Source organism: Variovorax endophyticus (genome assembly GCF_025376855.1).
In the GTDB taxonomy this organism is placed as follows: domain Bacteria; phylum Pseudomonadota; class Gammaproteobacteria; order Burkholderiales; family Burkholderiaceae_C; genus Variovorax.
The window spans coordinates 382,455-406,491 of sequence record NZ_JAHUTH010000002.1 but is presented as its reverse complement, the minus strand read 5'-3'; the positions used below and the strand labels follow the sequence as shown (position 1 = coordinate 406,491).

Here is a 24,037-nt window from a genome sequence, read left to right as displayed (position 1 = left end):
ACGATCACTCAAGGCTTCGGTGGCTGATATCGGTTGGCATAGTCCGCTGACATCAGCGTCACGAGTGTCGGCCATTTTCGATCCCAGAATGGACCGGCGGGAATGCTTGACGGATCGATTGCATCGGCGACACGGATGCCGAATCTTTGCGCCACTTTTCTGCCTGCGTCATCCAACGCCATGCGCTCAATCTCGGTGATGTACGGCTGTATGGGACTTCGCGTCGACTCGCCGTGACCTTGCTTGTCCCGGGCCTCTGTCCGTACGAATTCGCGCGCCACGTCTATCGCCAAGGCCAACTGCATTTCACCTTTGATGCCCTGCTTCTCCGTCAACGCGTAGATGTTGGCCAAGCGCGATCTAAGAACGTGCAAAGGGTGCATCACTAGAAAAGATTGGCCGTCCACCGCCGCATGTACGGCGCGCGATCGAACGTCTTCCTCGGCAATCCCGATCACACTGTCGATGACGTCGACATTGACGAACTCGTCGTCGCTGATGGGGCGAACGGCTTGCCCGACAAGGGCCGTCAAGGCTCGACGGCTCGGAAACAGTGCTTGTCCGTGGATGACTTCGGCCATCCGCTCAACCAGTGCACGCCCATGGGTCGCGACCGCAAGGAAATCCGTGTCGCTGGAGATCGCAGCGTGCCCGCTCGGTATGACCAACTCGTATCGCAAGACCCAAAATGCCAACGCTTGGCCGCCCACGAGCACCATGTCTTCGCCGGCCGCTGCAAGCAACCGGTTGACGATGTCAGGCGGAGTGATGGCCTCCTTCTTGCCCTTGATATCGATCACCACGGCTGCGGCTCACCGAACGCATTCTCAGGAAACTCCAACTCGGCTCGCGCGACAAGTTCGGCCGGAAACGCAAACAGAGTCTGCGGGTGACGCTGGCCACGCTCGACCTCGCGTGCGAAACGCTGGTGACGGCGCATGATGCTGGCAGAGTTTTCCGTCTGTGCTGCAAGAAGGGCAATGTCCGCCGCCATACCCAGTTGCGCAAGGATGCGCATGTAGGTTCCCATTGTCACGGCGGGCTCGCCACGCTCGGCCGCACCGAGCGTCGTGCGAGAAATGCCAAGTTCGCGAGAAAAGCTCAGCGCTGTCAGCCCGCGGGCACGGCGCACAGACGCCAACCGCTCGCCGAACTGGCGCAGCAGTTCACTGGAAGTCGGGGAATCAAGTTGGATCGCAGCGGGCATGGTGTCCATTATTTTAGTCAAAGCCTTATAATTTGTCTAAAATAGTGAACACACTTTGGTTTTTCTAGCTCATCGAGTCTGGTAAGCACAGGACGACTACTGGGCCGTCCAGCCCCCATCCATGGCCCAGGCAGCGCCGCGGACTTGATCCGCGCTGGGCGAACACATGAACACGGCAAGTTCGGCCAACTGCTCGACGGTGACGAAGTCCAGCGAAGGTTGCTTCTCGCCGACCATCCTGACCCGCGTCTCATCGACCGAGGCGCTGTCGAGCCGGGCTCGATCGTCGATCTGCTTTTGTGCCAGAGGCGTGAGCGTTGCCCCAGGGCAGATCGCGTTGCAGGTGATGCCGGTCGTTGCGGTCTCAAGCGCAACGGCCTTGGTCAATCCGACGATGCCATGCTTCGCCGCCACATAGGCCGACTTCTGCGCCGAGGCCACCAGGCCGTGGGTCGATGCCACGTTGATGATTCTTCCCCAGTTGGCGGCGCGCATGGCTGGAAGTGCCAGTCGCGTGGTGTGAAAGGCGCTCGAAAGATTCACCGCGATGATTTCGTCCCATCGTTGGACTGGGAACGCCTCGACGTTCGCCACATGCTGGATCCCCGCGTTGTTGACCAGTACGTCGACGCGACCGAAGCTGGAAGCGCAAAACTTCATCAGGTCTTCGATCTGTGCGGGGTCTCGCATGTCGGCCTCATGGCGCATCGCTCTGGCACCGCTTGCCAAAAGTTCGCGTTGGGCGGCGTCGATGTCGCCGAGCCCGTTGAGAACGATGTTCGCGCCTTGACGCGCGAGCGCCTTCGCGATGGCCAGGCCAATGCCGCTGGTCGAACCCGTGACCAGGGCTGTCTTTCCTTCGAGCTTCAATTGCTTCTCCTATTGCACGCGCAGCCGAGTTGAAGAGGTGTTTCCGCGGGCATCTTTCCCTCGCCAAACACCGGCAAAAACGACCTAGGTAACATCGTTATCCTAAGCGAGGTGTCGAACTTAGGGAGGTCGAAACGGGTAAGGGTTTGACCCTAGATAGGCAGAAGGTAACTTCGTTACCATGCCGGGTAACAACGTTACTCACGACTCGAGACATGACCAAAAACATCGACGCGAAGGCGAAGACGCAAGGGCCGACACCCTTTGCGAGCGAACGCATCATTCCCGATCATCTGCGCGATCGGCTGTCGCCCGTCGTGATGGAGACGTACGCCGCCGGCGATTTCCACCGTGCCGATATGCGAACGATCGCACGCGAAGCCGGGATGAGTTTCAGAACGATCTACAGCTACTTCGGGGACAAGGAGTCGCTGCTGTTCTGGTTTATCCAGCATTGGCTCGAAGGTCTGTATCCGGCGTCATTCGAGCCGCTCGAAGGAGAGGGTGACGTCAGGACGAGGCTGCTCGGCGTGCTGCAGATGCATCTGGAGTTCTACGAGAGGAACCCCGGTGTCGGCCGCATCATCTTCATGACCGTTCCGCTCGAGCGCTGGATGCGCGACCCGAGCTACGCGCAGCCCGGGATGATGAAGCGCCTGCTGCACACGATCAATGAGGCGCAACGGCAAGGCGAACTTCGAAGCGACATCGACAGCCGAGTGATGCTCGATGCCTTCAACGCCATCTTCAACCGGGCCTTCCTGATGTGGGAATACCGCCGTCGAAGCTATTCCCTTTCGGCGCAAGCGGCGCCGCTGATGTCGATCCTCTGGGGCGGAATCATGGCGCCGGTCAAGAGACCGGACTCGGCATCACCGCTCCCGGCGAAAGCACCTGCGCGAAAGAAGACGGTGAAGTGAAGACCGGCACCCAGCCGCATCGCGCAATCAACCCCAAAGAAAAACAGGAGACATACATGAAAGCATCGAGTTTCGATTTCTCCCGACGACACCTCTCGGCGGCGCTGATGGCGCTCGCGGGAGCGATCGTTCTCGGCGCACCCGAAGTGCGCGCGCAACCCGCATCCGACAAGCCGCTGCGCATCATCGTCTCCGCCCCCGCGGGCGGAGGCTCGGACATCGTCGCTCGCATCCTGGGCGACGGGCTTCAGAAGGAATTGCGCCAGGCGGTCGTGGTCGATCCCAAGCCGGGTGCCGGTGGCGCGATCGCGGTCAACGACCTGATGCACTCACCGCAGGATGGATCGACGGTGCTGGTCGGCATCAGTGGCATGGTCTCCGAGGTGCCGCATATCCTGAAGCTGAAGATCGATATGGCGAAGGAGATCAAGCCGCTCGCGGAATTCGCGCGCTTTGGCCTGGTGCTGGTCGGCCACCCATCCGTGCCTGCCCGAACCGTGCCCGAGCTCGTCAGCTACGTGAAGGCGAATCCGGGCAAGGTCAGCTACGCCTCGTACAGCGCCGGAACGGTCGCGCACGTGGCGGGCCTGAAGCTGAATCAGGCCGCCGGTCTGGACATGACGCACGTTGGCTACAAGGGATCGGCGCCCGGCCTCACCGACGTCATGGGCGGGCACGTGCCGCTGATGTTCGACGGCATGTCGACGGCACTGCCGATGATCAAGGCGAACAAACTGAAAGCATTCGCGGTGACTCTTCCGGAGCGTTCGCCGGCGTTGCCCAACGTGCCGACGTTTCGCGAGCTCGGCTATCCGGGCATCGAGACGGTGGTCTGGATCGGCCTCTGGGTCACGCCGAGCATGCCGGCCGACGCGCAGGCGCGACTGCGCCAGGCAACGCTCAAGGTGATGGAACAAAAGGCCGTGCGCGACCGACTCATCGAATACGGCTTCGGCGTCGGTCAGCCGCGCACCCCGGAGGAACTGGTGAGTTCCTTGCAAGCCGACTTCGAGAAGAACGGCGAGATGCTGCGGGCCATCAACTTCAAGCCCGAGTAATCATCGCGGTGCCGCCCGCGAAAGCGCGGGCGGGCACTGTAGATGCGCGGCGCCTCGCGGCTCGAGAGCCCGAGCGCCGCATCAACAACCGAGCTCGGCGCAGGTGTGCGCCTTGAACGCTCCCTGGATCAAACCCTATTCCATGCAACCTGTATTCATCACCGGCACGGGCATGACCCGCTTCGGCAAGTTTCTCGATCGCGGACTGAAGTCGCTCGCGGCGGAGGCAATCACCGCGGCGTTGTCCGATGCCGGAATCGAAGCATCGCAACTCCAGGCCGCCTACATGGGGAACGCGGCAGCAGGCGTGATGACAGGCCAGGTGCTGGTTCCGGGTCAGGTGGTGCTTCGCGGCCTGGGAATCGGCCGCATTCCCGTGGTCAACGTCGAGAACGCCTGCGCCACGTCGGCGACGGCTTTTCAACAGGCTTTCCAGATGATCGGACTGGGCGCCTACGACATCGTGCTCGTCGCTGGCTTCGAGAAGCTCTACAGCGAGGACAAGGCCCGCACGTTCTCCGTCTTCCAGGGCGCCGTCGACCTCGAGGCCATCGACGAGGTCTATGAAAGGTTGTCCCGAAGCCTCCGCGAGACCAAGTCCGATGCCAATCTCGCGGAAGCGGGAAAGTCGCGATCGCTCTTCATGGACCTGTACGCGAGCATGGCGCGTGACTACATGGCGCGAAGCGGAGTGACGCAGCGCGACTTTGCCGCGGTCGCCGCCAAGAACTCGTTCCATGGGAGCCTCAACCCGAAGGCGCAGTTTCAGGAAGTCCTCACCGTTGAGCAGGTACTCGCCGCACCTCTCATCGTCGATCCCATGACGCGGCCGATGTGTGCGCCGGTCGGAGACGGCGCCGCGGCGCTCGTCCTGATGTCCGAAAGCGCGGTGAAGAGGCTCGGCATCCAGCAAAGAGTTCGTGTTCTCTCATCCGTGCTGGCCTCTGGCTGGGACTACACCGACGATGACCACGCACGGCTGGCTCCGGCTGTTGCGTCCCAGGCCTATGAATTGGCGGGTGTGGGGCCGGCCGATCTCGACCTTGTCGAGCTGCACGATGCCGGCGCCCCGGCCGAGCTGATCTACTACGAGCACCTGGGACTCGCGGCTTCTGGCGATGCTGCTGCGTTGCTCGACAGCGGCGCGACTCGGCTGGGAGGTCGTGTTCCCGTGAACCCGTCGGGCGGGCTGCTGCGCAAAGGCCATCCGATCGGCGCTTCGGGATGCGCGCAGCTGGTCGAGCTCACCGACCAGTTGCGCGGGCGTTGCGGCGCGCGTCAGGTGATCGGTGCCCGTACCGCGCTGGCGGAGAACGGCGGAGGCTGGATCGGCGACGATGCGGCGGCGATCGTCATCAGCGTGCTTCAGAAGGCGTGATGCAATGAGCAGCAAGTCCCACGACAACCTGGCTTCGATCATTTGGGAGTTTGCCCGCTCGCAGCCAGAGCGCGAAGCGCTCGTGTTCGAAGGCGGTACGGCGCTGCCCGATGTCACGCGCACCTATGGCCAACTATGGCGAAACGGCCAGGCCCTGGCGCGCGGCCTGCGTCGCCGCGGCGTGGGGCCGGGCAGCGTGCTGGCGCTCCTGATGGCCAACCACGCCGAATTCGTCGACCTGCTGGTCGCTGCATCGTTGCTGCGCGCGGTCCTGGTTCCGATCGATCCGCGCACCAAGGGGGAGAAACTCGCCTTCATGGTCGCCAACGCAAAGGCGACCGGACTGGTCGCGGCCGATTACGCGCTGCGTCACGTCGAAGATGCGCTGGATGGCGCGGCTGCCGTGGCAAGGGTCGCCGCGCTCCCCACCGACGAGGGCCCGGGCCGCGCCCTGTGGGGGCCGCGCGTGGAGTGCTACGCCGATCTTTGCCTGGACGCGGGTGAGGACCTGCCGCTTCCGGAGTCCAACGGCGCCGACAGGATGTTGATCCTTCACACCTCCGGCACCACGGGCGACCCCAAGGGGATCGTCATGACGCAGAGGCGCTTCTGCGAGACCGCCGCTGCCGCGCTGCGGGGATTCGGCTACCAGGCGAACGACCGGCTCTATTCCGGACTGTCGCTGACCCATGCCAACGCGCTGCAGGTGACCCTGGCGCCGGCGCTCCTGGGCGGCCTGCCGGTGGTGTTCTCGCGTCGCTTCACGCGCTCCAGGCTGTGGGACCTCACGCGCAGATACGGATGCACGACCTTCACGGTGCTCGGTGGCATGCCGACTTCGATCTACGCCGAGCCGGCGAAGGCCAACGATGCGGACAACCCGGTGCGGCTCGTCGTCTCGGCCGGTATGCCGGCCGCGCTGTGGGAGCGGTTCGAGCGTCGCTTCGACGTACGGATCCTCGAGTTCTACGGATCGGCCGAAGGAGGCCTCGCGATCAAGCCATTGAATGAAGGCCCCGTCGGCAGCATCGGACGCATCGCGCCGCACTTCATCCATCGCATCGTCGACGACGCGGGCATGGATGTGCAGCAAGGCCAGCCGGGCGAGCTCTGGCTGCGCCCCGTAGATGGCTCGCCCTTTCAGATCGAGTACGTCGGCGATCCCGAGGCTTCCGCCCGCAAGGGCGAAGGCGGGTGGCTGCACATGGGTGACGTGGTTCGTGAAGACGCCGACGGATGGCTTTTCTTCGAGTACCGCAAGGGCGGGGGCGTGCGCCGCAATGGAGACTTCATCAGCACCGCCTATGTCGAGAAGGCCATCGTGGATTCGGGCCTGGTCTGCGATGTGTTCGTGTATGGCATTCCGGCCGCCTCGGGTGCGGCCGGTGAAAAGGATGTCGTGGCTGCCGTCGTGTTCGCACCGGATGCACAACTCGATGTCCAGGCGCTCTTCCGCTGCTGTCGCACGGCGCTCGAGGCGAACTTCGTGCCGAGCTTCATCCAGGTGGTGCCGGAGATCCCGAAGACGGCATCCGAAAAGCCCCTGGAACGCCTGCTTGCTCAGGCCCTGACCGATCACCCCGACAACGTTCACGCCGAGCGCAAGGCCCTGACGGACAGTGCGAGGGCGACGTCGTGAAGCTGGACGCCAACGTGTCGGCCGTCGTGACCGGTGCGAGCAAGGGCCTGGGTGCGGCAACCGCGATTCGACTGGCGTCCCTGGGTGTCAAGGTGACGCTGCTCGACCTGGACGCGGAGGCTGGCGAGTCGCTGGCCCGACAGATAGGGGGCGTCTTCTGCGCTGCCGACGTGACTTCGGACGAAAGCGTCGAACGGGCGCTTGCCCGAGCCCGCCAGGCCAATGGCCAGGAACGCATCCTGGTCAACTGCGCGGGCGTCGTGCATGCCCACAAGTCCGCGGGACGCGACAAGCTCACCGGCGCGGTGCGGCACTACCCGATGGCCGAGTACGAGCGGGTGGTCCAGGTCAATTTGCTCGGGACCTTTCGTTGCATCGCGAAGTCGGCGGCCGGCATGCTGGCGCTGGACCGCTTGCCCAGCGGCGAGCGCGGCGCGATCGTCAATACCGCTTCGATCTCGGCGGACGAAGGCCAGATGGGGCAGGCTGCGTACGCCGCATCGAAGGCTGGCGTCGCGGGCATGACCCTGCCCATTGCGAGGGACTTCGCGGGCGAGGGCATACGGGTCAACGCGATCAAGCCCGGCTTCTTCGACACGCCGATGCTGCGGACAGGACCCGAACATGTGAGGCGCGCACTGGAGGCCTCCGTGCCGTTTCCGAAGCGCGTCGGTGAGCCCGGGGAGTTCGCTCATCTGGTCGAGTTTCTCTTGACCAATGACTACATGAATGGTGAATGCGTGCGCCTCGATGGCGCAGTAAGGATGAGTCCGAGATGAGCCAACCTCTCCAGTCCAGAACCGCGTTGATCTTCGGCGCGGGTGCCGCCGAAAGCGGCCCCGGAAACGGCGCGGCAATCGCCATCAGGATGGCAAGCCAGGGCGCGGTGGTGTTCGCCGCCGACAGAGACCTGGAGGCCGCGCGCCGCACCCAGCGGTTCGCGCGCGAGCAGGGAGGACTCTGTGAAGTGATCGAGGCCGACGTGTGCAGCGAGTCCGCGATTCGCGAAGCGGTGAGCCGGGCGCAGGAAGTCAACGGGAGCATCGATATTCTCGTGAACAACGTCGGCGTCGTGATCCAGGGCGGGCCCGAGGAGCTCAGTGTCGAAGATTGGGACCGCTCGTTCGCGTTGAACGCGCGGTCGGCCTTCCTGGCCCTCAAGCACGTGCTTCCGATCATGAGCCGTTCGGGGCGAGGGGCCATCGTGCAGGTGTCGTCCATCGCGAGCACGCGTGCTGGCGTATCGGGCGCCTGTGCCTACCACGCGAGCAAGGCGGCGCTGAATGCGCTCGGGATGACCGTGGCGATGCACTATGCGGCCCGTGGCATCCGGTGCAACAACATCCTGCTCGGACTGATGGATACCGCGCTCGTGCGAGAGCAGTTGGCGGAAGCCCATGCGCAAGGACTGGACCATCTGCTGAAGACGCGCAACGCGACTTGTCCGCCGGGCGCGATGGGATCACCGTGGGATGCGGCGGAAGCCGCTGCCTTCCTTGCCAGCGACGCTGCACGCTACATCAATGGCACGGACATCTTCGTGGATGGGGGACTGCACAACCAGATCACCGCGCCGGTCTTCAAGTCCGGCGCCTGAGCCGTGCAGGCATTGAGCCCGGCCATCAAGCGAGAGAACGCAAGGATTCGACCATGACATTCGCGACCGCGGATATTTCCGATGACGACCCGCTTGCCTGCGAGCTCTGCGATGCCCCCTTCCGCGATTTCGGACGGCGGCGCACATTCTGGGGTCAGGCGGTGACGCTCAAGGTCCGTGATGACCACCGCGCCGGCGTCCAAGCCTGCCTAGAGCCTGGCCATGGAAGGATTCTGGTCATCGATGGCAGCGGCTCGCGTGCTGTCGCGCTGTTCGGCGGAACCATGGCATCCATCGCCGTGCGAAACGGTTGGGCGGGCGCCATCGTCTTCGGGGCGATCCGCGACGCCGAGGAGATCGCTACCTACGATCTCGGCGTCAAGGCGCTGTGCACGACGCCACGAAGTTCGGCGGTGCAATCTCCCCATGAGCGCGACGTCGCAGTGTCTTTCGGCGACGTCACGATCAAGCCGGGTGCATGGATCTATGCGGACGCTGACGGCGTGCTGGTGCGCCAGACTCGGTACGAACCGCCCGTCGTCGCCTATCAGGTTTGACAGCGCTCAAAAAAGCGCGACGGCAAAAAGCGAATTTGCGCTAGTTCAGCTTCTGAACAACTGCATCCGAGAAAGAGGCTCACGGGCCTCGGATGCTGCTTGCCGGAGTCGAAGGTGCTCGCACAGTGCCGCCTCGTGGATGCGGCGCCCTCGCTCAGGTATTCATGGTTCCAAAGCCTGCGCGATCGCCGCGCCGGCAAGTCTTGCGGTGGACAGCAAGCGGCCATGCAAGGTACTTTATGACGATATGGCAAACTTTGCCATCACGGGGACGTTGTGCATCGCCAGCGCGTTGGGGATGCAGGGCAATCACCGGAGAGCAAGTAGTTTCACAACCTTGGACTCGCAAACTCAACATTGATACGCCTGACCGGGGCAGATCACTCGGACGAGAGAGACACTTTGCCTCCTGGCGGCAGCATCAGAAGATGCCGAGCTTCTGGAATTCTTCGCGCAGCCGTTTCACGACATCCGCCAGGTCCATGGCTTCAAGCCGGTTCTTCTTCAAGAAGGCTGCCCACTGCTTTTGCTTCGTCGTATCGCCAGAAAAGCTGTCGCTCAATCCATCAGGAAGACTGCTGATCATTGCGAACTTCCGGCGTTCGAAGGTGGCGGAAATGGCGTGGTGCAAGTCGGTTGGATCCAGCGTGCCTTCGCTCATCAGTATCCAGAGATCGAAGTAGTCCTTCATCCGGGTATTGGCCATGCCCAGGAGACAGACTGCATGGAACTTCTCGGCCACGACGGTGTACTTCGGGTAGCTGCGCAACTGTGGAGCGGGCAAGTCATCGAGCAGGATTGGATAGCTGATCGCTTCCGCGGCTGGCGTCACCACATCGCCGAAGCCGATATCTACCTGTAGTGCGATGCGCGCGCCGTCCAGTGTCGCTCGCAGGTCGACTCGCACGCCGCCGTAGCCGGCTTCCTTGCGAATGACGACGCCGTGTACCGACGCAGCATCGAAAGCGATCCCATCCTCCACGGCGATCTGGCAGATCTCTCGAAAGGCGTTCACTGCCGATTCCACATCGTCCTGACCGAATCCCAGCAGGTCGGCATCTCGGGTTGGGCGATGGGGCTGGTCGTACCAGAGCGAAAACAGCAGTGCGCCCTTGAGCACGTAGTTGGAGGCGTGCGGTGAGATGGACAAACGATACAGCAGACGCTCCAGGCCATAGTGGGTGAGCGTCAGGTTGAAGTCCCGCTTCCTTGCATCCGCATGTTGCTTCAAGCGGGCGCGTATCGAGGCTGCGATGTTGCGGCTCACGTCGTGACGCTTTCGAGGTAGGGTCGCATCACATTGGATACGCGGTCGATCGTGGCGTAGTGCCAGAGTGCATCGATCGTCACCTTGCGTTGCGTCCAGCCGTCGCGCAGCGCTTCGAGCCCCACGTCAAGGCCGATCTTGTGGCGAAACTTGAAGCAGTCGGTAATGGTCTTGGCCGCGTTGAAGATTGGCACGCTGACACCGTCGATCTGCATGGGTTCGACGCCTTCGGACAGTGCGGGGCCGGACATGCGGATGGCGCGCAAGGCGGGCTGGTCGAGCCTGGGTGTTGGCGAGTTGCGTGGAATCGCGACCCACACTTCGAATGGCGCTTGCGTGCCGATCCCGTGGACGCGCAGCGCTGACAGCAGGCAGACGATGCCCTGCGGCACGCGGAGCGCGACCTCTGCCAGCGAGCGGTGCTCGCTCAGCGGGCGCCCCGGCAGGCTGTAAATACCACGGGCGACCCGCTCGAGCTCGCCAGCGGCGACCAGCCGGCTGAGCGCCATCGTTGGAAGGCCATGCGCTGCCAGATCCCGCGCGCGCAGCAGCGGCCGCTGTTTGGCCAAGGCCAGGACGGCTTGTTCACTTGTCGAGGCAGAGAGCATGCTGGAGTTTGTTGCATTTGCTAGTTACTTGTCAATAAAACAAGAAAAAATCCAACGAGGGCGACCACCCCATCACCCGGGCGGGGTGGGCTGGATCGCAAGTAGCGATCAGGCCCCAAAGCGGAATCGATCGCTGCTATGGGTCTGGTGTGCCCAACCGTGTGCTCGGGAACCAGAACAGTCAAGTGAAAGCTGGTGTTGGTGCGAGTTGCAGAGGCTTTTTGAACCAGCCCCGGCCACCAAATTTCTCATTCCGGATGAGCAAGTCAGCCTGACTCGGACGAATCGGGCTTTTTTGCTTTCCTCTTGTGGGCATCCGGGATGCGCGTGCCACTTGTTGTGTGACTGGCCCGGTTCGCAGCACGGTAGAAGCCGCTGTTGCGGCCAAGTGGCATCGGCCTTGGCGAGTCGGCGCGTGCTCAGCAGCCCGAGTTCGCATCAAGCGCTGCGTCAGGAACCGTTGGAGGGTTGAGGGGTGCAGGGCGAGTGTGTGCGGTCTTGCTGGCACCTTCACCGTAGCACGGCGTTCTCGCCGTCAAGGGCTGCGCGCCGCTGTGCGGCGCTGGCGGCCTGCGGCCGTCCTGGACCCCTGACCGCTGCGCTGCGCCGTGCAGGCCACGGTTTCGGGCAATCCCGCCCGACAACCGGAGATCATCATGAATGAGAAATCGCACGTGTCGATGGAGCAGCATGTCTGCCTGGTGTGCGGCGTCAGTTTCGAAACCGGCAACCTGCTGCTCGATCGACGTTTGCGCGCGAGCATGGGGCGTCACACGCTGACTGGCTGGGGTCTGTGCGCCGAGCATCGCAAGATGTTCGACGAGGGGTTCGTGGCCTTGGTCGAATGCGATCCGCAACGCAGCGGGGCTGCGTCGGTCCAAGGCAATCTCCGTCCGGAGCAGGCGTATCGCACCGGTCAGATCGCGCACCTGAAGCGCGAAGTGTTCGATCGGCTGTTCGACGTCCGGCTGGCGGCTGACAAGCCTTGCGTGTTCGTGGAGCCTGGGTTGATCGAGCAGCTGCAGGCCATGGTCGGGCCCCAGGCCGACTGAAGCGCCGTCGGCGCTCGGAAGCGCATCGACGCGCATGGATGCGTCAGGCGCTTCCTCAGGGTCGCAACGCGACCCTCGTGCGCGGGGCGTGAGCGTTGCTCACGTGCCGTGCACCTGGGGGCGTGGCCGGAACGAGCGCTTGCACGCTGCGCCACGCCATGGTGTGGCAGCTTGATTGACGCATGTCCCGGTGCTTTGCAGCGCATGACGACGGTGGGGCGCAGGCGACCGCGACCGTGAGCGCAATGCTTTGAACCCCTTCGTTGGCGTTGGGGAGGCTGGGGAGGGCTTGCCTGTGAGCCCTGAGGCTACCCCATCGTTCTCGCGTTCAAGGCCCTGCGCGCGCATCCTGAGGCATGCGGCGGTTGGTCGAAGAAAACTGTCTTGTCGCCTTGATCAACACGGCAAGTCCATCTCGGCCCAGACTGTTCCGCTTTTCGAAGGAGATTCGGACGTCAAACGCCCCACCGATCCAAGAAGCTGACAAGGTTCCCTGGGCGACCTCATCGAATCACAGGTGGTCAATCAGCGCGGCGACATAGTTGGTGCGTGTGTGCGGCACGTCCACCACATCCACCAAGTTCGGGTGCCGGAAATAGATGATCAGGTAGGGGTACTTGGGCAGTCCCCATGAACGTAGGCCAGGCATCCCGAGTTCGGTCTCGAGCCGTGGCGAGCCGGCATCAGGGTTGCGTCTGATGAGTTCGTAGGCCTTCTGCAACTCATCCACGAAACCCCTGGCCGCGTTCGGAGCCCGCATGGTGACGGCGTAGTACCGAATCACGGCGGCAATCTGCGCGCTGGCGCGAGGACGGACAAGAAACCTCTTGGCGCCTTTCAAGCTCAATCCGCCTTCTTCTTCCTGCCAGTTTTGGAGGCAGCCTCCCCGGTCCTGCGCCTTGCGGACGCCGCTGGCTGACTCGTCTGTGTCGATTCGGCCTGTGCGATCTCGTCGCGCAGTGCGTCGAAGTGGGCTGGTGTCCATTCCACGGAGGGCCCGGATTCAAGGCTGGAAAGAATGACAGCCCGAAATTGCTCGCGTGCCAAGTCGCGGCGGATCAGGTCTCGCATGTATTCGCTCGCATTGCCATAACGGCGCTCCGCGACCTGTGCATCGACGAATGCCTTCATCTCTTCCGGAAGTGAAATGTTCATCGTCGTCATGCAAGGTACTCTATAACAATATGGCAAACTTTGCCATAACGTGGACATTCCAACGATGAGCGTCTTGCGTGACCTGCGCAAGCCTTGGTTTGACGGCGTGCCCACTGGACTCAGGATGGCCCATGGGCGATGTGGTCGATGGCGTCCCGCAACGGCCTCTCCCTGCAGAAGAGGACACCTTGGTGATCGTCGTGGAGGGTGTGGAGGGCTTGCCTGTGAGCCCTGAGGCTACCCCATCGTTCTCGCGTTCAAGGCCCTGCGCGCGCTTCGCGTGCTCGGCGCGTGCCGCGCGCCTGCGGCGGCCTTGAGCGCTGCGCTGCGACGGGGTGGCGGGGTCTCGCAGGCAATCCCGCCTGTGTCATCCACAGGAGTTCTTCCTCATGAACACACCCGCTTTCTTCGCATCCGCTGGTGCGAAATCGTCCGAATCCTTGGCATCGTCTTCTACGGCCGCGCACACCGAGTGCGAGGTGCTCGAAGCGTTGCATGCGTTGCTTGGCGCTGACGCAGGGCAGCTCTACGAGGCGCATGGGCGCTCGCTGCATCGGCTGGTGGGTGCCGCGCGGGATGCATCACTGCCGGGGTGCGAACCGTTGCTGTGCGGTCTTCGCCTGGCGCGTGCGCTGCTTGTCGAGGAGATGCTGCCGGGCGAGACCTTCGGTTCGCCGAAGGCGGTAGCGGACTATCTGAAGCTGCACTTCGCAGGGCAGGGGCACGAAAGCTTCGCGGTGCTGTTTCTGAATGCGCAGCATGGGCTGATCGCGTTCGAGGACCTGTTTCGCGGCACGCTCACGCAGACCAGCGTCTATCCGCGCGAGGTGCTGCGTCGTGCGCTGCGGTACAACGCCGGGGCCGTCATCCTGGCGCACAACCATCCATCGGGCATGGTAGAGCCGTCACGAGCGGACCTGGCGTTGACGGCGGCGCTGAAGGACGCGCTGGCGTTCATCGATGTGCGGGTGCTGGATCACGTCGTCGTCGCTGGAAGTCGCACGGTGTCCATGGCCGAGCGTGGCCTCGTCTGAACGAGGCCGGGGCGCTGCGCGCCCCATTCTTTGAGACTGCGCCGCTGCAGCGGTTGCGCGCTTCGAGCCCGGCGGACGGATGAAAGGCAAGCCTCGATGCTTTCGGTGGGCGGACGCCGTAGCGTCGCGCACGGCCTTGCCGTTCGGCGCTCGGTGAGCGCAGCGCGTCGCCATACACAACAGCATCCAGCTCCAGCGCTTGGCCGGCGCCTCGAGACATGTCACTGGATTGCGCAGCACGCGTGCTGCGAGTCGGAAGTCTTCTCTCGTGAAGGCAAGGCGTCATCGAACGAGAAAGGGATGTCGTGCTACGCAGCGTGAGCGCGATGGAGGATGGCGAACCCCTTTGTGCGTTTCAGGGACTGCGCCAGCGCGCAGGCAAGTCACGACTTGACCCCGCCGGTCGGCCCGGTGATCAGCACGCTGTGTCTGGAGTCGATCCAGTCGCCCAGCGTCAGGCTCATCACGGCCTGGCGGTCGACGCCGCGGCCGGCGCGAGCGCCCCCGTCATTAATGGCTGCTCGCCAAGATTGATACCACGGCCAAGATGCACACCAGAGCCCAGGTTCGTGACGTGGCTGAGGGGCACGCGAATTCAGAAACACCTTCCTGCACTTTAGGCGAACGCATTTCCACGAATAGACGCCGTTTTCTCCAGTTACGCGGAAAAACCGCTTGATGGCTATCGCCGTTAGCAAGCAAACGGCTGTGTCTTGACATTTGTGGCTTCGGTAGCTACATTTACTGTTTGGCGACCGCGGTCCCGTAGCATCGCTCGATTTGGTCAAGGGCAGTCATGAGTCTGCGCGAGGAATACGACATCGAGATGCCGGTCTGGCGCAGGTCGCTGCGGCTTGCCGGCGGGAGTTGGGGCACATCTTCAACGACGGGCTACCAGGAGCGCTGGGCGCAGCGTCGCGCCACCGCGCGATCACTGGATCATGGAGCTCGACGGCTGGACTAATCTAAAAACCGGCGAGAACTGGCGAGCAGGGAAGGCGTCTAACTTTTCAGCCTGGACCCTTCGGGAGAAGCTCGCTGAGGTGCGAGCCCGGGCCGGCGATGTCTACAACTTTTACGTCAAGCTGCAGACTCGATCGGCGCGTGGGCGTGCCTTTTGGCTGGTATTTCTGCATGCTCGATGGCGACCGCGTTCATGCTGAATCGGGTGAGCACGCGCTGTAGGCGGCCGAAGACGTTCGGACCCTGCTGCAGGAATGCGACTATCAGGTGTTGAAGACCTGGAAACAGTGACCCCATAGGTTTCAGGAGAGATGGACATGAATGCCCCCCACGTGATCACGAGCCGCGAGTTCGGCCACAACGTCAGCAGCGCGAAGCACCTGGCCAAGGAAGGACCGCTCTTTATCACCGACCACGGCGAACCTGCCTTCGTGCTCCTCAACATCGGCGACTATCGAGCGCTCTCCCGAGGCGACGGCGATAGTACGGTGTCGCTGCTCGAGCTGATGGACAGCATGCCCGATACGTCGGAAGTCGAAGACTTCGAGATCACTCCGACGGCCATCCAGCTGCGCCCGGAGGTCTAAGGGTGTACCTGCTCGACTCCAATGTGCTGGCCGAACTGCGTCCAGGAAAGCTCGGCCAATCAGAAGAGGTCCGGCGCTGGGCTGGAACAGTTCCACAGAATCAGTTTTTCCTTTCGGCCATCACCATTCTCGAACAGGAGGAAGGCATCGTGCGCCTGGAGCGCCGTTCACCGCCCCAGGGACAAGCGCTGCGTCGGTGGGCCACGGCCGTCCATAAGGCATTCGCTGGGCGGATCCTAGCTTTTGGCGAGCGTGAGGCGCTGTTGTGCGCGCCCATGCATGTCCCCGATCCAAGAGCTCGACGCGATTCGATGATCGCCGCCACTGCGCTTTCGCACGGTTTCACTGTGGTCACCCGCAACACCAGCGATTTCGTCAGCATCCGAGGGCTGAAAGTGTTGGACCCCTGGAACGCATGAAGCTCAATCAAGGATTTCGCCATACCTTGCAAGTCGCTGCGCGTAAAGCATTTCGCATTCATTTGAGTGATCGCACGGGAGGTGGACCCGCTCAAGAGCTGAGAATCTACTTGGGCCAGGAAAGCCAGAGCATCGACGCGCGCAAGGTCCCCACGGCCATTGCATGGATCTTCAGTGAATTTGCAGTTCTGCCCCGCGGCAAGCTCGCTGCGGCCACGCGCGCCTAGCGGCGCGATCTGTTTGGATGTTGTTTTATGGGAGCGCAGATATCTCGAGAGTGCCGACCAGCCGTTGCCGCCCGGAAACGACGGTCTGAAGCCCGACCATCTGGGTGGTGCAGGTTGAGCGCAACGTCTTGGGTTGAGCGCCAGCGTTGCTGTCGCTGAGCCGATGGAAGGTGTGCGCATGCGTCGGTGTGCAGCCCTGGGCGGAGATCGCGCTTCGCGCGGTGCATTGTTTGCGCGAAGCATTGCTCGCCTGAAGCGAGCCCCTTGGGATTGGCGTGGTCCTCAACAGGTCAGAGCAGGATTCAACAGTTCGATGCCAGCACCCGTGCACTTGATCCAGGGGCCACCAGGATGCCCCTTGCCATCCCAGGCGGCCAGTGCTTGGCGCGCCTCGTGTGCATGTTCGTAGCAGTAGCGACGGCGATAGCCGACCGGGTCTACGCCGACGACCACGGCGGAGGTGAAGTTGAATCGGCGAATGCCGCATAACTGGCCTTCGCGCTCGCATATGTCCGTGTAGCCGTCCGCTGCCAGCGCAGGCATCCACGGGTGGTTGGCGAGCTGCGAGGTGATGGGCGAGGACGGCTTGGTGCGCATGGTCATCGGGGGATTGTGGCTCCCTGGTGCGAAGTTGGGCTGGCGCGACTGCGGAAGTTCGGATGGCGCGATGGGGGTGGTGCTCGATCGCTCCTGATCCACCGGTGAGGTAGGGTCGGCGGTGTTTTCCGAAGTCCATCAAATGGGTAAAACTCCGGTTTCGAAGGATCTTCCATGGCTGCCATTTCCGCGACCGTCGGCTCCTCCGACATCGAGCGCTTGGCGCGCGATCTGCCGTCGTTTTCTGCGACGAAGCTGGCTTCGGGCATGCAGGCGGTCGCCAGCACGGTGATGGCGCGCGGCGCGGTGGTGATCACGCGCCACGAGAAGCCCGCCATGGTGCTGATGTCGGTGGAGCGCTACCTGCAGATGGAGCAGGCGTCGGAGCCGGACCTCGAGGCCCTCACGCACCGTTTTGACGATATGTTTGCGCGCATGCAGGGCGAGGCGGCTGCACGCGCGATGGACGATGCATTTGCCATGGATTCTTCGGCGCTGGGTGAGGCGGCGGTCGTTGCGGCTGCGGCTACCCCGGCCGCGCCTGCTACGCGCGGCTGATGCCGGCAAGGATCTTTGTGCTGGCCGGCGTCAACGGCGCCGGCACGAGCAGTGTGGGCGGCGCCGCGTTGCTCCAGAAAAAGGTCGACTACTTCAACCCCGACCTGGCAGCCCGCGTGGTGCTGGATGCCAATCCGGGCCTGACGGCCGAGGAGGCCAACGCCCGGGCCTGGGAGTTCGGACGCAAGGGTCTGGAGCGAGCCCTGGCGCAGAGACGCAACTTTGCCTTCGAGACAACCCTGGGCGCGAGGACGATCCCTCAGATGCTCGCCGACGGTGCGCGCCAGGGCGCCCAGGTTCGTCTTTGGTACGCTGGACTGGCCTCGCCCGAACTTCATGTTGCGCGCGTGCGGTGGCGGGTCGCCGCCGGTGGCCATGACATCCCCTCATCGCTGAGGTTGTAGGCATGCTTGAGGTATATCAGGTTGGCCCCTCAGACGCAGGGGGAGTCGCGGGCGCCCGGCGGCGGCAGCACCTGCGCTGGCGACCCGCACGCTGGGGCCAGACAGTTCGCCCTGCGCAACGGTCCGGCCTTCTCATACCTGGCGGGCAAACTCCGGTACCAGCGCGGTCTCCATCTGCGCCCAGGGCAACTGGCTGGCCAGCATCACCAGCGGTGGCGTGCATCAATCATCTCGGCCGGCGGCTGCCGGAAGAAATCGGCCAGGAATCACATCGTGGTGCGTTAGTTGTCAGGGGATCTCACACCAAACTGCAGCACCCAGTGCTCATGTGGGGTGGCAGGGTTTTGCATGTCCGACTGGCTACCTGCCCTGCCGTGGGCGGCGCGCTTTGACTTCGTTCAAAAAAGCGCGCTGTCTGCGGGAGCTTCCTATCACCAAGCGACTACCCCTTGGAGGGAACTTGACGCTTTACGTAATTCACGAAAATGGTGCTTCTACGGAGATTTCCTCATGATCACTGTTTCCGCAAGCGAGTTCGCGAAGAATTTCGGCCACTACCGCGAGATGGTTCAAGCTGAATCTGTGGCAGTCACTAGCCATAACCGCGTGACTGGGTACTTTATTTCGAGAAAGGAGTTCGACGACTTCGAACGCCTGAAGGCCCGCGCGACAAAGTCATATGAGGTCCAAGACCTGCCAGCTGAGGCGATTCAAGCGCTATCAAGGAGCGCTATGGATTCGAGTCACGATGCCTTGAACGCACTGCTGCGCGACTAAGTGCATGACTTTTCCGAAACCCGAGGTAGGTCTCGTCGTCTCGTTTGCCTACTTGTGGAATCACGAAGAAAAAAAAGGGCAGACGGAGGGAGTTAAGAATCGACCTTGCGTCATCATCACAGCCGTCGAAGAAGTCGAAAATCGAGTCGTCGTCACTGTTTCTCCGATCACGCATTCACCCCCAGAAAGTGCAAACCTCGGCGTCGAAATGCCACCCCCTTGAGCAATACGATAAGGCCTTGCGGTTTGAGATCCATTTTGTATGGCATTCGCTATTCGCGAATAGCGAATAGCGCTGATAGGCTTGCCTTTGGCAAGTGATAGACGCCTGAACGTCAAAACGTCAAAACGTCAGCGAAGCCTTGCCCGACCGTCCAGAGCCCCGAACCACGATTGCTTCAAGGGTACAGCCGGTACATGCTCCGACAGTCCTCGGTCGCGGCCTCGTTGGAAGATCTCATGTAGTCGCTCCGCCGGTAGACCGGGCCCAGGCACCTTGCGTTCGACGGTGTCCCAGCCGATAAAAGGTACCGCGCAGGCTGTCGATCTTTAAATAGCTCAAGCTCAGCAACTGCAACTGCAACTGCAACTGCAACTGCAACTGCAACTGCAACTGCAACTGCCAACAGCAGGCGGGTTCTTGCTTCTCCCTTTTGAGGCGCCGACATGTGGGTTGGCTAGTTTGCGCCTGCGCTGGGCGTGTGTGTCGCGATGTCGTGTGTGCCATGTTGTGCCGGCGTTCGGCGGACAAAGCGCTCGCGGGTTGCTGGCGCCGGATGCGATCGGTATTGCAGCGAGAACGCCGGCGCCATGGGTGAAGTCATGCAGGGCGCCCCAGCGGCTTCGCTGCTGTCGGGCTGCTCCAGGTTCGCGCCTTTGCGCTCATCCCCTGCGGGGACGGCTTGCAGCCGCCTTGCGCATCCCTGGCGCGGGGCCTGCGGCCCCTGACATCCTCGATCAGACCTGTCTGCGGCAGGTGGGGGCGCTCGCCGCGCGGCGGTTCCGGTGCGCCTCGGCCCGGCGTCTGGGGGCTGCCGTCTTCCTGAGTGCTTCACCTTCTCGGCGACCGTGCACCCGCGCGACCGGGCGACCGGCTGCGCCTGCAAGGGGGTGTTCATAACGCTGCGCGTTACGAATGCTTCCCCCTTGCTCTCCCGTCCGAGCGTGCGCGCTGTGTCACCGGGCGAAGAACTCAGGAAGACGGCGGCCAGGCTCGGCAGCTCGGCCGATGCGATGCGGAACCCTTTCACGAGGGGCTCTGAATCTAGGAATCCGGCAGGGCTTCGTCCATGCACCCATCCATCCATTCATTCACTGATTCGCGCACTGAAGCGATCGAAAGGAAACGCACATGACTGCCAGAGCGACTGCACGGACCCCTGCGGATACCACTGCGAGCACAGCCACCGTCCGGGCCAAGGTGGCGCCCGCCGCTGCCAGCGATGGTGCCGCCACGAAGACGCCGCGGGTCGAAAGGCCCAAGCACGCCGGCGACACGACCCAGGCGCAGCCTTCGAAGGCTGCCCCGCCGCAAAATCCCACCCACGAGAAACCGGTTGCGAACGAGTCCGGTGCCATTGCCGCCGCGCCGGCGCGCGACATCGACGTGCCGCTGCATCAACTCGTGCTCGACGACGCCAATGTCCGCAAGGTCCGCAGCGCGGGTGGCGTGGAGGAACTCGCCGCGCTCATCGATGCGCAGGGCCTGTTGCATCGCCTTGCCGTGGTCGCCCTGGCCGATGGTCGGTTCGGCGTCATCGCCGGGGGGCGGCGTCTGCTGGCACTGCGCAAGCTCGCCAACGACGGGCGATGGTCGGCCGCCCGGCCCGTCGAGTGCCGGCTGTACGACAGCGCGCAAGCGGTGGAGATTTCGCTGGCGGAGAACTCGGGGCGCGAAGCGATGCACCCAGCCGACGAGGCCGAGGCCTTTCTGGCGCGGGTCGAAGCGGGCCAGAGCGTGGCTCAGATCGCTGTGCGCTTCGGCGTGGCACCGCTGACCGTCGAGCGCCGTCTCAAGCTCGCCCGGCTTTCGCCACGCTTCCTCGCGATGTACCGGGAAGGGAGCATCGAGTCGGACATCCTGCATGCGCTGGCACTGACTGACAACCACAAGGCCCAGGAGGCCGTGTGGGACGGCCTGCCCACGTATCGCCGGGACGCCTGGACCATCCGACGCCTCCTGACCGAAGGCGCGGCCACCGCGGAAAGCCATCTCGCGCGCTTCGTGGGTGTCGAGACCTATGAGGCACGCGGTGGCAAGGTCCGGCGCGACCTGTTCGCCGACGACGATGCCGGCCGCTCGGGCATCTATCTGGAGGCACCGGGGCTGCTGCGTCAGCTCGCCATGGAGAAGCTGCAGGCGGCCGCCGAAGAGGTGCGCGCCGAGGGCTGGGCATGGGTCGAAGGCTTGATCGATGCAGATCGGCTGGCTTTGCGCGCCTATGGGCAGCAGGCGCCGTCCGAACGTGCGCCCAGCGACGCGGAGGCTGCCATGTTGGCCGCGCTGGAGACCGAGCGCGAGCGGCTCAGCGCGGCCTACGATCAGAACGAGGCGAAAGCACTGCAGTTCGAGGACGACGGCGATGGGATCGACGCCTACGAGGCCGAGGAAGTGCGGTTGTCGGGCCTGTTGAGCGACCTCGACGACCGGATCGACGCGGCGCGCGCTGCGCTACGGGTCTGGACGTCCGAGCAGATGGGGCGGTGTGGTGCGATGCTGCGCATCGACAGCGACGGAACGCTCGTCGTGCATCGTGGGCTGCTTCGGCGCGAGCCCGCCCATGATGGAGCCTGCGGCGCTGGCACCGAAGACGGCGAAGGGTTGGTCAGCAGGGCAGGGCGGGGCAGCGAGAGCGATGAGGCGGCCGAGGCCGGCAAACGCCGCGCCGTTTTCAGCGAGAAGCTGATGCGCGACCTCACGGCCCATCGCACCGCCGCCTTGCAGGCCGCGCTCACGCAGGACGTCGACGCGGCACTCGCGACGCTGGTGCACCGCATGGTGGAGACGGTGTTCGATCTCTATGACCGGGGCAACGACATCGTGAGGGTGACGGTGCGCCCAACAGGAGATCTCGCACTCGCCGAGCATGCGAGCGACTACATCCATACACCCGCCGCCAGCGCTGCTGGAGCGCGCCGCGAGCGATTGGGGCGAGCGCCTGCCCCGTGATCCGGCCGCGACCTTCCGTTGGCTGCTTGCGCAGGAGCGTCAGACCTTGCTGCAGCTGCTGGCCTATTGCACGGCGCGCAGCATCGACGCGATCCAGGGCCGTGAACGCCGGCGTAACCAGAGCGATGCAATCGCCGAGGCGCTCAGCCTGGACATGGCCGACTGGTGGACGCCAAGTGCCGCGAACTACCTGCACAGCGTGAGCAAGGCCAAGGCGATAGAGGCGGTCCGGGAAGCCAGTGGCATCGATTGCACCAAGGAAGTCTCTGCCATGAAGAAGTCCGAGGTCGTGGCCTATTGCGCAGCCAAGCTCGAAGGCACGCGTTGGCTGCCTGTTCCGTTGCGGCCGCTGGTTGCCGGTATCTCGTGCGCCTGCGAGGACGCCCAAGCCGAGCGGGAGAAGAACGATGGGGCAGAAGAAGCCCTGAACCGGGCTGGGCCGGATGGCGATCCGGTCTCGGACGCTGGTCGTGACCAACCGGACCATGAGGCCTAGCCGGCTGGATTGATACCGAGCATCCAGCCTGCGCAGAGCAGGCCTGAGCCTGTCGCCCGCGAATGTGCGGGCGGCAGGCTATTTTTTGCCTGCGCTCGTGCTTTGATGCATGACGGACCGCGCGGATGCATGACCGCACGAACAACGAGCGATGGCATGTCGCTGCAGCAATCCGCTTCCACTGGCATCGCGCGCAGGGGCGGTGGCTGGTTTTTTTTAGGGGGTGGCCAGCGCGCTGTGCGCGGGTTACTGGTCAGCGCGGGCTCTGGGCCCGCGGGTCTTGTTGTGTGGAGCGCACGGCTCGCTGCGCCTCGTGCTGGCAGGGCACGAAATGGCGTGGGGGAGGGCGTATCGCGGTGGCGCGTTTTTTTTGGGCGGTGGCCAGCGCGCTGTGCGCGGGTTGCTGGTCAGCGCGGGCTTCGGGCCCGCGGGCCGTGTTGTGTGGATCGCACGACTCGCTTCGCCTCGTGCTGGCAGGGGCGGGTGGCGTGGGGGAGGGCGTGTCGCGGTGGCCGGGTCTTTTTTTGGGGGGCGGTGGCCAGCGCGCTGTGCGCGGGTTGCTGGCCAGCGCGGGCTTGGGCCCGCGGGTCGTGTTGTGTGGAGCGCACAACTCGCTTCGCCTCGTGCTGGCAGGGGCGTGGTGACGTGGCGGGGTTGGCTCGCGTGACCGTGAGCGTGCCACGCCGTTCTCGCTGTCAAGGCCTGCGCGCGCTCTGCGCGCTGGCGGCCTGCGGCCGTCTTCGAGCCTTGACCGCTGCGCTTCGGCGTGACCGTGACGGTCCTGGGCAATCCCGCCCTTTTCTTGGAGCGTCACATGACTTTCTCGTACTTCTTTTTGAGCGACGAACAGGTTCAGCGACTTGTCGCGAATGGCCGCGCATCGCGCGAATTTGATGCGCGCGACGAACTCTTCGATCCGTCACCGGTGGTCAAGCTCTTCACGCCGGATGCCGGCGCGACGTGGTTGCTGAGCGAGATCGATCCCGACGATCCGACGATCGCCTTCGGTCTGTGCGATTTGGGGCAGGGCTATCCCGAGTTGGGATGCGTGAGTCTTGACACGCTGGCTTGCCTGAGGGGGCCGTTGCGCTTGCCGATCGAGCAGGACGTGGGATTCCAGGCGACGCGACCGCTCAGTGCCTATGCAGTCGCTGCGCGCCTGGCGGGCCGGATCGAGGCCTGAGCGGTCGGCCTGTGCCGGCAGCTGCGCTGCCGGCATTTGTTTGTGCTTCTTTCCTTCTTTTGTTCTTTTTCCTTCTCTCGTTGTGAGGGGCGCTGCCTCTTGCGTCTTTGGAAGGACGGTCTGGGGTGTGCTCACAGGGGTGTCCGGCGTCGCCTTCGGGTCGCTGCCTTGTGGTCAGGCCGTTCCCGGGACCGCCTCTTTCCGACGCCTGGCTGCGGGCCTTGCGGCCGCCAGGGTGCGGCTGCGCCCCCGGCCTCACCCGGTCCCTGCGCTTTGCTGCGGGCTGCGGCTTGCGGGCGGGCCCTGGCGCCCGCG

General features: G+C 63.8%; 26 protein-coding genes and 1 pseudogene. 18 read left to right on the top strand and 9 right to left on the bottom strand.

All coding sequences use genetic code 11. From position 1 onward, the window contains the following. Positions 1 to 8: 8 nt before the first annotated feature. The 3 genes from KV106_RS04655 to KV106_RS04645 all read right to left on the bottom strand — a co-directional run bounded on the left by KV106_RS04655 (position 9) and on the right by KV106_RS04645 (position 2,077). On the bottom strand, positions 9 to 803 hold the full coding sequence (locus KV106_RS04655; RefSeq protein ID WP_261206529.1) for a hypothetical protein: 795 nt from the start codon (positions 801 to 803) through the stop codon (positions 9 to 11). Beyond that, positions 797 to 1,207, bottom strand: coding sequence for a helix-turn-helix domain-containing protein (locus KV106_RS04650; RefSeq protein ID WP_261206527.1), 411 nt, complete (start codon positions 1,205 to 1,207; stop codon positions 797 to 799). The genes KV106_RS04655 and KV106_RS04650 overlap by 7 nt, the downstream gene beginning before the upstream one ends. Before the next feature lie 96 nt (positions 1,208 to 1,303). Continuing rightward, positions 1,304 to 2,077 carry a 3-hydroxybutyrate dehydrogenase gene (locus KV106_RS04645; protein ID WP_261206525.1) on the bottom strand — a complete coding sequence of 258 codons (774 nt, stop codon included), beginning with the start codon at positions 2,075 to 2,077 and terminating at the stop codon, positions 1,304 to 1,306. A gap of 215 nt (positions 2,078 to 2,292) precedes the next feature. Here KV106_RS04645 and KV106_RS04640 point away from each other — a divergent pair, with 215 nt between their 5' ends. The 7 genes from KV106_RS04640 to rraA all read left to right on the top strand — a co-directional run bounded on the left by KV106_RS04640 (position 2,293) and on the right by rraA (position 9,226). Then, positions 2,293 to 2,997, top strand: a complete 705-nt coding sequence (locus tag KV106_RS04640; protein WP_057596813.1) for a TetR/AcrR family transcriptional regulator — start codon at positions 2,293 to 2,295, stop codon at positions 2,995 to 2,997. Continuing rightward, positions 2,994 to 4,055 (top strand): Bug family tripartite tricarboxylate transporter substrate binding protein, encoded by a 1,062-nt coding sequence (locus KV106_RS04635; protein ID WP_261206521.1) that lies wholly within the window; start codon positions 2,994 to 2,996, stop codon positions 4,053 to 4,055. Before KV106_RS04640 ends, KV106_RS04635 begins: the two co-directional genes overlap by 4 nt. 112 nt (positions 4,056 to 4,167) lie before the next feature. Continuing rightward, positions 4,168 to 5,433, top strand: coding sequence for a thiolase family protein (locus KV106_RS04630; RefSeq protein ID WP_261206520.1), 1,266 nt, complete (start codon positions 4,168 to 4,170; stop codon positions 5,431 to 5,433). A 4-nt stretch (positions 5,434 to 5,437) separates the two neighbouring features. Next, positions 5,438 to 7,072 (top strand): AMP-binding protein, encoded by a 1,635-nt coding sequence (locus KV106_RS04625; protein WP_261206518.1) that lies wholly within the window; start codon positions 5,438 to 5,440, stop codon positions 7,070 to 7,072. Beyond that, complete coding sequence (locus KV106_RS04620; protein WP_261206516.1) at positions 7,069 to 7,851, top strand: SDR family NAD(P)-dependent oxidoreductase; 783 nt, start codon at positions 7,069 to 7,071, stop codon at positions 7,849 to 7,851. Before KV106_RS04625 ends, KV106_RS04620 begins: the two co-directional genes overlap by 4 nt. After that, the gene (locus tag KV106_RS04615) at positions 7,848 to 8,669 is read left to right on the top strand and encodes an SDR family NAD(P)-dependent oxidoreductase (RefSeq protein WP_261206514.1); all 822 of its coding nucleotides are present in this window, start codon (positions 7,848 to 7,850) and stop codon (positions 8,667 to 8,669) included. The genes KV106_RS04620 and KV106_RS04615 overlap by 4 nt, the downstream gene beginning before the upstream one ends. 53 nt (positions 8,670 to 8,722) lie before the next feature. Beyond that, complete coding sequence (gene rraA, locus KV106_RS04610) at positions 8,723 to 9,226, top strand: ribonuclease E activity regulator RraA (protein WP_261206512.1); 504 nt, start codon at positions 8,723 to 8,725, stop codon at positions 9,224 to 9,226. A gap of 421 nt (positions 9,227 to 9,647) precedes the next feature. Here rraA and KV106_RS04605 read toward each other — a convergent pair whose 3' ends face one another. Next, positions 9,648 to 10,493 carry a nucleotidyl transferase AbiEii/AbiGii toxin family protein gene (locus KV106_RS04605; protein ID WP_261206510.1) on the bottom strand — a complete coding sequence of 282 codons (846 nt, stop codon included), beginning with the start codon at positions 10,491 to 10,493 and terminating at the stop codon, positions 9,648 to 9,650. Then, entirely contained in the window at positions 10,490 to 11,101 is a 612-nt protein-coding gene (locus KV106_RS04600) for a type IV toxin-antitoxin system AbiEi family antitoxin domain-containing protein (RefSeq protein ID WP_261206509.1), read from the bottom strand. The genes KV106_RS04605 and KV106_RS04600 overlap by 4 nt, the downstream gene beginning before the upstream one ends. A 656-nt stretch (positions 11,102 to 11,757) precedes the next feature. On the opposite strand from KV106_RS04600, the gene KV106_RS04595 reads away from it, so the two are divergent. After that, entirely contained in the window at positions 11,758 to 12,153 is a 396-nt protein-coding gene (locus KV106_RS04595; RefSeq protein WP_261206508.1) for an ATPase, read from the top strand. Positions 12,154 to 12,664: 511 nt separating this feature from the next. On the opposite strand, the gene KV106_RS04590 is transcribed toward KV106_RS04595, so the two are convergent. Together KV106_RS04590 and KV106_RS04585 are read right to left on the bottom strand one after the other, a co-directional pair. Continuing rightward, positions 12,665 to 12,994, bottom strand: a complete 330-nt coding sequence (locus KV106_RS04590) for a type II toxin-antitoxin system RelE/ParE family toxin (RefSeq protein ID WP_057597183.1) — start codon at positions 12,992 to 12,994, stop codon at positions 12,665 to 12,667. Positions 12,995 to 12,996: 2 nt separating this feature from the next. Continuing rightward, positions 12,997 to 13,317, bottom strand: a complete 321-nt coding sequence (locus KV106_RS04585; protein WP_064262423.1) for a type II toxin-antitoxin system ParD family antitoxin — start codon at positions 13,315 to 13,317, stop codon at positions 12,997 to 12,999. A 380-nt stretch (positions 13,318 to 13,697) separates the two neighbouring features. On the opposite strand from KV106_RS04585, the gene radC reads away from it, so the two are divergent. The 4 genes from radC (at position 13,698) to KV106_RS04565 (ending at position 16,538) form a co-directional block, all read left to right on the top strand. After that, entirely contained in the window at positions 13,698 to 14,342 is a 645-nt protein-coding gene (gene radC, locus KV106_RS04580) for a RadC family protein (RefSeq protein ID WP_261206501.1), read from the top strand. A gap of 1,280 nt (positions 14,343 to 15,622) precedes the next feature. Further along, entirely contained in the window at positions 15,623 to 15,892 is a 270-nt protein-coding gene (locus KV106_RS04575) for a type II toxin-antitoxin system Phd/YefM family antitoxin (RefSeq protein ID WP_057607292.1), read from the top strand. A 2-nt stretch (positions 15,893 to 15,894) separates the two neighbouring features. Beyond that, entirely contained in the window at positions 15,895 to 16,311 is a 417-nt protein-coding gene (locus tag KV106_RS04570) for a type II toxin-antitoxin system VapC family toxin (RefSeq protein WP_082322257.1), read from the top strand. Next, positions 16,308 to 16,538: a hypothetical protein gene (locus KV106_RS04565; protein WP_172705319.1), complete on the top strand. Its 231-nt coding sequence runs from the start codon at positions 16,308 to 16,310 to the stop codon at positions 16,536 to 16,538. The genes KV106_RS04570 and KV106_RS04565 overlap by 4 nt, the downstream gene beginning before the upstream one ends. Positions 16,539 to 16,820: 282 nt before the next feature. Here KV106_RS04565 and KV106_RS04560 read toward each other — a convergent pair whose 3' ends face one another. Beyond that, positions 16,821 to 17,141, bottom strand: a complete 321-nt coding sequence (locus tag KV106_RS04560) for a hypothetical protein (RefSeq protein WP_172705318.1) — start codon at positions 17,139 to 17,141, stop codon at positions 16,821 to 16,823. A 168-nt stretch (positions 17,142 to 17,309) separates the two neighbouring features. Between KV106_RS04560 and KV106_RS04555 the strand changes: the two genes are divergently transcribed. Continuing rightward, positions 17,310 to 17,693 (top strand): hypothetical protein, encoded by a 384-nt coding sequence (locus KV106_RS04555; RefSeq protein ID WP_261206494.1) that lies wholly within the window; start codon positions 17,310 to 17,312, stop codon positions 17,691 to 17,693. Beyond that, positions 17,693 to 18,097, top strand: a complete 405-nt coding sequence (locus tag KV106_RS04550; RefSeq protein WP_261206492.1) for a hypothetical protein — start codon at positions 17,693 to 17,695, stop codon at positions 18,095 to 18,097. The genes KV106_RS04555 and KV106_RS04550 overlap by 1 nt, the downstream gene beginning before the upstream one ends. On the opposite strand, the pseudogene KV106_RS04545 reads toward KV106_RS04550, so the two are convergent. Next, positions 18,079 to 18,327, bottom strand: a pseudogene (locus KV106_RS04545) (IS5/IS1182 family transposase); the annotation flags it as partial. The gene KV106_RS04550 and the pseudogene KV106_RS04545 sit on opposite strands and share 19 nt — an antisense overlap. 118 nt (positions 18,328 to 18,445) lie before the next feature. On the opposite strand from KV106_RS04545, the gene KV106_RS04540 reads away from it, so the two are divergent. The 4 genes from KV106_RS04540 to KV106_RS04525 all read left to right on the top strand — a co-directional run bounded on the left by KV106_RS04540 (position 18,446) and on the right by KV106_RS04525 (position 23,722). Beyond that, positions 18,446 to 18,874, top strand: a complete 429-nt coding sequence (locus KV106_RS04540; RefSeq protein ID WP_261206490.1) for a type II toxin-antitoxin system Phd/YefM family antitoxin — start codon at positions 18,446 to 18,448, stop codon at positions 18,872 to 18,874. 1,351 nt (positions 18,875 to 20,225) lie between these two features. Continuing rightward, positions 20,226 to 22,043, top strand: a complete 1,818-nt coding sequence (locus KV106_RS04535) for a ParB/RepB/Spo0J family partition protein (RefSeq protein WP_261206488.1) — start codon at positions 20,226 to 20,228, stop codon at positions 22,041 to 22,043. Between the two features lie 46 nt (positions 22,044 to 22,089). Beyond that, positions 22,090 to 22,539, top strand: coding sequence for a hypothetical protein (locus tag KV106_RS04530; RefSeq protein WP_261206486.1), 450 nt, complete (start codon positions 22,090 to 22,092; stop codon positions 22,537 to 22,539). Positions 22,540 to 23,353: 814 nt separating this feature from the next. Further along, on the top strand, positions 23,354 to 23,722 hold the full coding sequence (locus tag KV106_RS04525; RefSeq protein ID WP_261206484.1) for a DUF2958 domain-containing protein: 369 nt from the start codon (positions 23,354 to 23,356) through the stop codon (positions 23,720 to 23,722). The last annotated feature ends 315 nt before the right edge of the window (positions 23,723 to 24,037 follow it).